This window comes from Bradyrhizobium sp. STM 3809, from assembly GCF_000239795.1.
Classification (GTDB): Bacteria; Pseudomonadota; Alphaproteobacteria; order Rhizobiales; family Xanthobacteraceae; genus Bradyrhizobium.
Map to the genome: position 1 here is coordinate 1 of NZ_CAFJ01000580.1, position 6,465 is coordinate 6,465.

7 protein-coding genes are annotated in these 6,465 nt (G+C 66.9%); 2 read left to right on the forward strand and 5 right to left on the reverse strand.

Annotated features, from left to right (window positions below):
• From BRAS3809_RS26215 to BRAS3809_RS26225, 3 genes are all read right to left on the reverse strand, one after another.
• Positions 1-208: ATP-binding cassette domain-containing protein (locus tag BRAS3809_RS26215; RefSeq protein WP_035658726.1), on the reverse strand; the 208-nt coding region annotated here is incomplete at its 3' end.
• Positions 205-858 carry an amino acid ABC transporter permease gene (locus BRAS3809_RS26220; protein WP_008965036.1) on the reverse strand — a complete coding sequence of 218 codons (654 nt, stop codon included), beginning with the start codon at positions 856-858 and terminating at the stop codon, positions 205-207. The genes BRAS3809_RS26215 and BRAS3809_RS26220, both read right to left, overlap by 4 nt.
• 7 nt (positions 859-865) lie before the next feature.
• The gene (locus BRAS3809_RS26225; RefSeq protein ID WP_008965037.1) at positions 866-1,624 is read right to left on the reverse strand and encodes an ABC transporter substrate-binding protein; all 759 of its coding nucleotides are present in this window, start codon (positions 1,622-1,624) and stop codon (positions 866-868) included.
• 159 nt (positions 1,625-1,783) lie between these two features.
• Here BRAS3809_RS26225 and BRAS3809_RS26230 point away from each other — a divergent pair, with 159 nt between their 5' ends.
• The gene (locus BRAS3809_RS26230; protein WP_035658728.1) at positions 1,784-2,443 is read left to right on the forward strand and encodes a helix-turn-helix domain-containing protein; all 660 of its coding nucleotides are present in this window, start codon (positions 1,784-1,786) and stop codon (positions 2,441-2,443) included.
• 7 nt (positions 2,444-2,450) lie between these two features.
• On the opposite strand, the gene BRAS3809_RS26235 is transcribed toward BRAS3809_RS26230, so the two are convergent.
• Both BRAS3809_RS26235 and BRAS3809_RS26240 read right to left on the reverse strand, forming a co-directional pair.
• Positions 2,451-4,109: a CopD family protein gene (locus tag BRAS3809_RS26235; RefSeq protein WP_008965039.1), complete on the reverse strand. Its 1,659-nt coding sequence runs from the start codon at positions 4,107-4,109 to the stop codon at positions 2,451-2,453.
• Between the two features lie 16 nt (positions 4,110-4,125).
• Positions 4,126-4,485, reverse strand: coding sequence for a copper resistance CopC family protein (locus tag BRAS3809_RS26240; RefSeq protein WP_008965040.1), 360 nt, complete (start codon positions 4,483-4,485; stop codon positions 4,126-4,128).
• Positions 4,486-4,804: 319 nt separating this feature from the next.
• Here BRAS3809_RS26240 and ilvD point away from each other — a divergent pair.
• A partial coding sequence (gene ilvD, locus BRAS3809_RS26245; RefSeq protein ID WP_035658730.1) for a dihydroxy-acid dehydratase occupies positions 4,805-6,465 on the forward strand: 1,661 nt, incomplete at its 3' end.

Genomic DNA, 6,465 nt, shown 5'->3' on the forward strand with positions numbered 1-6,465 from the left:
CCGCAGCACGATCGACGCGCAGGCCCTCGACGCTGATCGTGCCGCGATCGTAGCTTTCGAGCCCGTTGATGCAGCGCAGGATGGTCGACTTGCCGGAGCCGGAGGGGCCGATGATGCAGACCACCTCGCCCTTCTCCACCGCGGCCGTGATGCCCTTGAGCACCTCGACCTTGCCGAAACTCTTGTGGACGTCGACGAGCTCGATCATCGCCGTGCCGCCCGCTTCTCGAAATGCCGGACCAGCAGGATCAGCGGAATGCTCATGGTGAGATACATCAGCGCCACCAGCGTGAACACACTGGAGTTCTTGAAGGTCGAGGACGCGATCAGCTTGCCCTGCAGTGCGAGTTCGGCGACCGTGATGGTGGAGGCCTGCGAGGAATCCTTCAGCATCATGATCATGACGTTGCCATAGGGCGGCAGCACGATGCGCACCGCCTGCGGCAGCACCACGCGCCGCATCGTCATCCACCAGCCCATGCCGATCGATTGCGCCGCCTCGATCTGCCCCTTGTCGATCGCCTCGATGCCGGCGCGAAAGTTCTCCGCCTGATAGGCCGAATAGGCGATGCCGAGGCCGAGAATGGCCGCCTGCAGCGCCGACAGCGTCACGCCGAGATCGGGCATCACGAAGTACAGATAGAACAGCAGCACGATGATCGGAATGCCGCGGATCAGGTTGATCAGCGTCGCGCTCACGCCCGAGAGCACGCGGATGCCCGACACCCGCATCATCGCCCAGACCAGCCCGAGCACGGTCGAGAGCAGCAGTGATCCCAGCGTGACGACGATCGTCAGCGCCACGCCGTTGAGCAGGATCGGAAAGAACTCGACGGTGTCGTGCCAGAACCTGCTCATCCGCGGGTCAGCCCTTCAGGCCCCATTTGTCCAGGATCTTGTCGACGGTCCCGTTGGCCTTCAGCCTGGCCAGCGAGGCGTTGATCTTGCCGAGCAGGTCCGCCTCGCCCTTGCGCACGGCGATGCCGACCGAGCCGACCGTCACGGGCTTGTAGCTGGCGACGAGCCGCGCGTCCGGAAAGGCACCCTGCTTCAGATTATAGGCCAGGATCGGATAGTCGGCGAAGCCGGCCTTGAGGCGGCCGGTGTTCACGTCGCGCAGGATGTCGGGAATGGTGTCGTAGGCCTTGACCTCGGAGAACAGTCCGGACTTCTTCAAGGCATCGACGAAGGCGGTGCCGACCTGCGCGCCGACCACTTCGCCCTTGAGATCCTCCTGCGAAGCGTAGGCCTTGGTGTCGGACTTCGGAACGATCAGGCCCTCGCCATAGGTGTAGATCGGATCGGAGAAATCGACCACTTCCTTGCGCGGCGGCGTGATGAACATCGCGGCCGCGATGATGTCGATCTTGCTCGACGTCAGGGACGGGATCAGCGTCGAGAACTGCATCGGCTCGATCTGCACATTGAAGCCGGCGTCCTTGCCGATCTCGGTCATGAGATCGACCATCACGCCCTGGATCTGGTTGGTCTTGGTGTCGAGGAAGGTGAAGGGAATGCCGGTCGGGGTCGAGCCGACCTTCAGCACCTGCTGCGCCGACGCCGGCGCCACCGCAGCCAGCACGAGGGCCGCACAGGCGGCCTGAACAAAACGCTTCAACAGCATTGCATCCCCCTTTTTGACCCGGCCGGCGCCTCTCATCAGTTACGCGGGCAACCGTTGCGGGCGGCGCCGTTTCGGCCTATTTTCACCAATATGAAAATTTGGGCATACTTCGGTCGACGATGCAAGCGGTTTTCATGCACATGAAGGAAGCGGTCTGACGTGAGTGGCGGCAAGAGATTGCGCAAACCGAGCGCAGCCGAGCCTATCCGAAAGCGAAAGGCACCGTCGCGATCGACCGCGACGGTGGCCGAGCCGGCGATGGACATCGCCGTCGGCCGGCGCATCCGCGATCTCCGGCGCGATCGGAAATTGTCGCTCGAGAGCGTTGCGGCGGAGACCGAGCTGTCGATCGGCTTTCTCAGCCAGATCGAGCGCGGTCTCTCCTCACCGTCGCTGCGCGTGCTGGCGACGCTCGCCGATGTGCTCGGCGTCGGCATCGCCGCGCTGTTCGGCAACAGTCCAAGTGGCGATGCGGCATCCGACTCGGTGATCACGCGCGGCACGCAGCGGCCGGAGCTGAAGCTCTGGCGGACCGGGATCTCCAAGCAGCTGCTGAGCGCGGCCGGCGGCGACAACAAGCTCAATCTGTTCCTGGTGCATCTGGAGCCCGGCGGCTCGACCGGCGACGAGCTCTACACCCATGACGGCGAGGAAGCCGGCCTCGTGCTCGATGGCGAGATGATGCTGACGGTCGATGCCGAGACCTGGTCGCTCAAGCAAGGCGACAGCTTCCGTTTCGCCAGCCGCAGGCCGCATCGCTTCTCCAATCCGTCGGATGCCGCCAAGGCCGTCGTACTCTGGGTGAATTGCGTGACATGAGGGCGCGTCACGCCTCGCGATAGTCCAGCAGGATCAGCCCGACCAGCACGAAGGCGACCGGCCAGACCCAGGCGGCGGCGCGGCTGATGCGGCCGTCCATGCGCAGCTCGAGCCAGCGCGCCCAGCCGGCGGTGATGCCGCACAGCGCCAGCGGCGTGTGGCTCATTTCGATCAGCAGCTGGTCCTTGATATTGGCGATGGCGTGCGAATGCGTCAGCAGCAGCGCGCCTCCGGCGGCGACCGTCAGCGGAAACACCAGCGCCGCGCGACCCGCCTGCTGTCCGCGCAGCCGCACCCGCCATTCGAACAGGCCGAACAGGATGATGAGCACGACAAATAACCGGTGCTGCGCCACTTCCGGATCGCGCCACGACGCCCAGAAGCCGATCGGGCCGAGCGGCCAGGCCATCTCGTCGGCGCGCAGGAACAGGAACGCCGCCATCACCAGGAACAGCAGCGGCCAGTGCCGCGCCCACCGGCCCCAGGAGAACCGCTCGATCAGCGCGAGCAGGCCGATCAGCACGACGAAGATGCCGGCCCAATGGTGGTTGTATTCCGACCAGGCAATGTCGGCGGCGCTGCGCGGCAGGATCACGCCCTCGCCCGGCACATAGGCCGGCGGCGCGGTCACGCGCTGCGCGTCGGCGGCGTCGATCCTGGCCTGCAGCTGCGAGATCGTCAGCTCGTCCAGCGACGGGCTCGTCAGCCGCGGCCATTGCGGCGTGGCGCGCTCGACGATCTCGCTCAGGCTCAGGCGGTCCTGGCTGAGATCGATGCCGGGCGGCAGCGAGGTCAGCGAGCCCGCGGTGAGCAGCACCGTCAATCCGATGCCGAGCTCGACCTCGACGAAGCGCTTCATCCGCAGCACGGGGGCTGAGGGATCGCGCCGGCGCAGCCGCTCCACGGCGAAGAAGTTGGCGGCGCCGAGCGCGAGCAGCATCACGAGCATCGCGACCTTGGCCGAGGTCATCACGCCATAGGCGGTGCCGTAGATCGCCTCGAACGAGCCGAGATAGCTCACCGCCATCACCATGCCGCCCGTCACGATCGCCACCACCGACGCCATCGACATCAGCGAATAGCGCCGGCCGATCAGCCGCTGGTCGCTCTCCGCCGTGCAGCCGTTGAGCACCATCAGGAAATACGGCAGTCCGCCGATCCATACGCCGGCGCCGAGCATATGCAGGAAGGCCGCTGCCAGCAGCGGCCAGCGGACGTCGAGCCGGCTCGCGGCGTGGGTGAGGTTGAGCTGCATCGCCAGCGCCAGCCCGGCGAGCATCACCAGAACCGCCACGCGCCAGCCGACCCAGGTGCCGGTCCGCGCGAGCACGGCGATGCCCAGCGCGCAGGCGGCAACCGCGAGGCCGGAGCGGGCGAAGTCGGCGCCGGCCGCCTCGCGCCAGGACAAATCGAGCGTACCGGTCAGCGCCGCCACATTGACGGCGAGCGACGCCGCGACCACCGCGAACCAGCCGAGCGCGCTCCACCGCAGGAACCGCTGGGCACGCTTGCCGACCACCAGCGCGTCGGCCGACAGCTTCGCCTGCAGGGGCCGCAACAGCAGGAGCTGGAACGCAAGGCCGCCGAGCGTGAACGACTGCGCCAGCAGCGTCAGGCCGCGCAGCACGACCGAGAGATAGCCGAAGATGTCGAGGAACAGCGCCATGACAGGAGAACGGCGGCTAGCGCACGGTGAAGGGAATGTCGCCGCGGGTGATGTGGCCGTCGACGCTGAGCACCTGCCATTGCAGGTGCCAGGCGCCGGGGCTCAGCGCCGTGGCGACGGCGTCGATCTCATCGGCGGGCGTGCCGGTGTCCGGCGTCAGCGCCTGCTCGGCGCCGTCGGGCGCCCTGAGCTTGAGCCGCGACCTGGCGTGATCGATGCGGCTGTTGAAGCGCAGCCGGATGGCGACCGTATCCCTGTCGACGATCGCACCCGCGGCGGGCTGCGAGGAGACGATGACGGCGTGGGCCGAGGCGGCCGCGGGGATGGCGAGAACGGCCAGGGACAGCAGAAAACGACGTCGCAGGACGGCCAGCATGGGATCACAGGGTGACGGTGACGTTGCGCAGCATCCCGCAAGCAAGAGCTGCGCCCGGAAAAGAACGAGTCCGTTCTAATCTACGGCGCCCGGCCGTTCCACGCGTAGCCACAAAGCCGTGAGCGAAGCTGTGGACAGCCAGTTTCGCTCGCCCGGCGGCGCCTGCCCTGCCCGCCCCGCATCCCCGGTGCGGCGAAATTTAGGGTCGAAACGTCAACCACTTCGCTGTATGCCTCGCCGCATCATTGCCGCCCGTCCACAAGGCGCCCGCCTGACCGGACCAACATTGCCTTTTCGAGGAACGCCCAAGGAAACCGTCATGCCTGCCTATCGCTCCCGCACCTCCACCCATGGCCGCAACATGGCCGGCGCCCGCGGCCTGTGGCGCGCCACCGGCATGACCAATGAGGATTTCGGCAAGCCGATCATCGCCGTCGTCAACTCCTTCACCCAGTTCGTGCCGGGCCATGTCCACCTCAAGGATCTCGGCCAGCTGGTCGCGCGCGAGATCGAGAAGGCCGGCGGCGTTGCGAAGGAGATGAACACGATCGCCGTCGACGACGGCATCGCGATGGGCCATGACGGCATGCTCTACAGCCTGCCGTCGCGCGAGCTGATCGCCGACAGCGTCGAATACATGGTCAATGCGCATTGCGCCGACGCCATGGTCTGCATCTCCAATTGCGACAAGATCACCCCGGGCATGCTGATGGCCGCGATGCGGCTCAACATCCCCGCCGTGTTCGTCTCGGGCGGCCCGATGGAGGCCGGCAAGGTCAACATCGAGGGCAAGCTGCGCAAGGTCGACCTGATCGACGCGATGATCGTGGCCGCCGACGACAAGGTCTCGGACGCCGATGTCGAGGTGATGGAGCGCTCGGCCTGCCCGACCTGCGGCTCCTGCTCCGGCATGTTCACCGCCAACTCGATGAACTGCCTGACCGAGGCGCTCGGCCTGTCGCTGCCCGGCAACGGCTCGGTGCTGGCGACCCATGCCGACCGCCGCGGCCTGTTCGTCGAGGCCGGCCACCTGATCGTCGATCTCGCCCGCCGCTACTACGAGCAGGATGATGCGTCGGTGCTGCCGCGCTCGATCGCCAACTTCAAGGCGTTCGAGAACGCGATGAGCATGGATATCGCGATGGGCGGCTCGACCAACACCGTGCTGCATCTGCTCGCCGCGGCGCATGAGGGCGAGATCCCGTTCACGATGACCGACATCGACCGGCTGTCGCGCAAGGTGCCCTGCCTGTGCAAGGTCGCGCCGGCCGTGGCCGACGTGCACATGGAGGACGTGCATCGCGCCGGTGGCGTGATGGGCATCCTCGGCGAGCTCGCGCGCGCCGGCCTGCTGCACACGGAGCTGCCGAGCGTGCATTCGCCCTCGCTTGCTGCAGCGCTTGAGCGCTGGGACATCCGCCGCACGGGAAGCGAGAGCGTCAAGAACTTCTACATGGCCGCGCCGGGCGGCGTGCCGACCCAGGTCGCCTTCAGCCAGGACCGCCGCTACCAGGAGCTCGACCTCGACCGCGAGAAGGGCTGCATCCGCGACCTCGATCACGCCTATTCCAAGGACGGCGGCCTCGCCGTGCTGACCGGCAACATCGCGCTGGACGGCTGCATCGTGAAGACCGCCGGCGTCGATGCCTCGATCCTGAAGTTCTCCGGCCCCGCCCGCGTCATGGAGAGCCAGGACGCGGCGGTCGAAGCGATCCTCACCAACAAGATCAAGGCCGGCGACATCGTCGTCATCATCTACGAAGGCCCGCGCGGCGGCCCCGGCATGCAGGAGATGCTGTATCCGACCAGCTATCTGAAGTCGAAGGGCCTGGGCAAGGCCTGCGCGCTGATCACCGACGGCCGCTTCTCCGGCGGCACCTCGGGCCTGTCGATCGGCCATGTCTCGCCGGAAGCCGCCGAGGGAGGCCTGATCGGTCTCGTGCAGGAAGGCGATCGTATCGAGATCGACATCCCCAACCG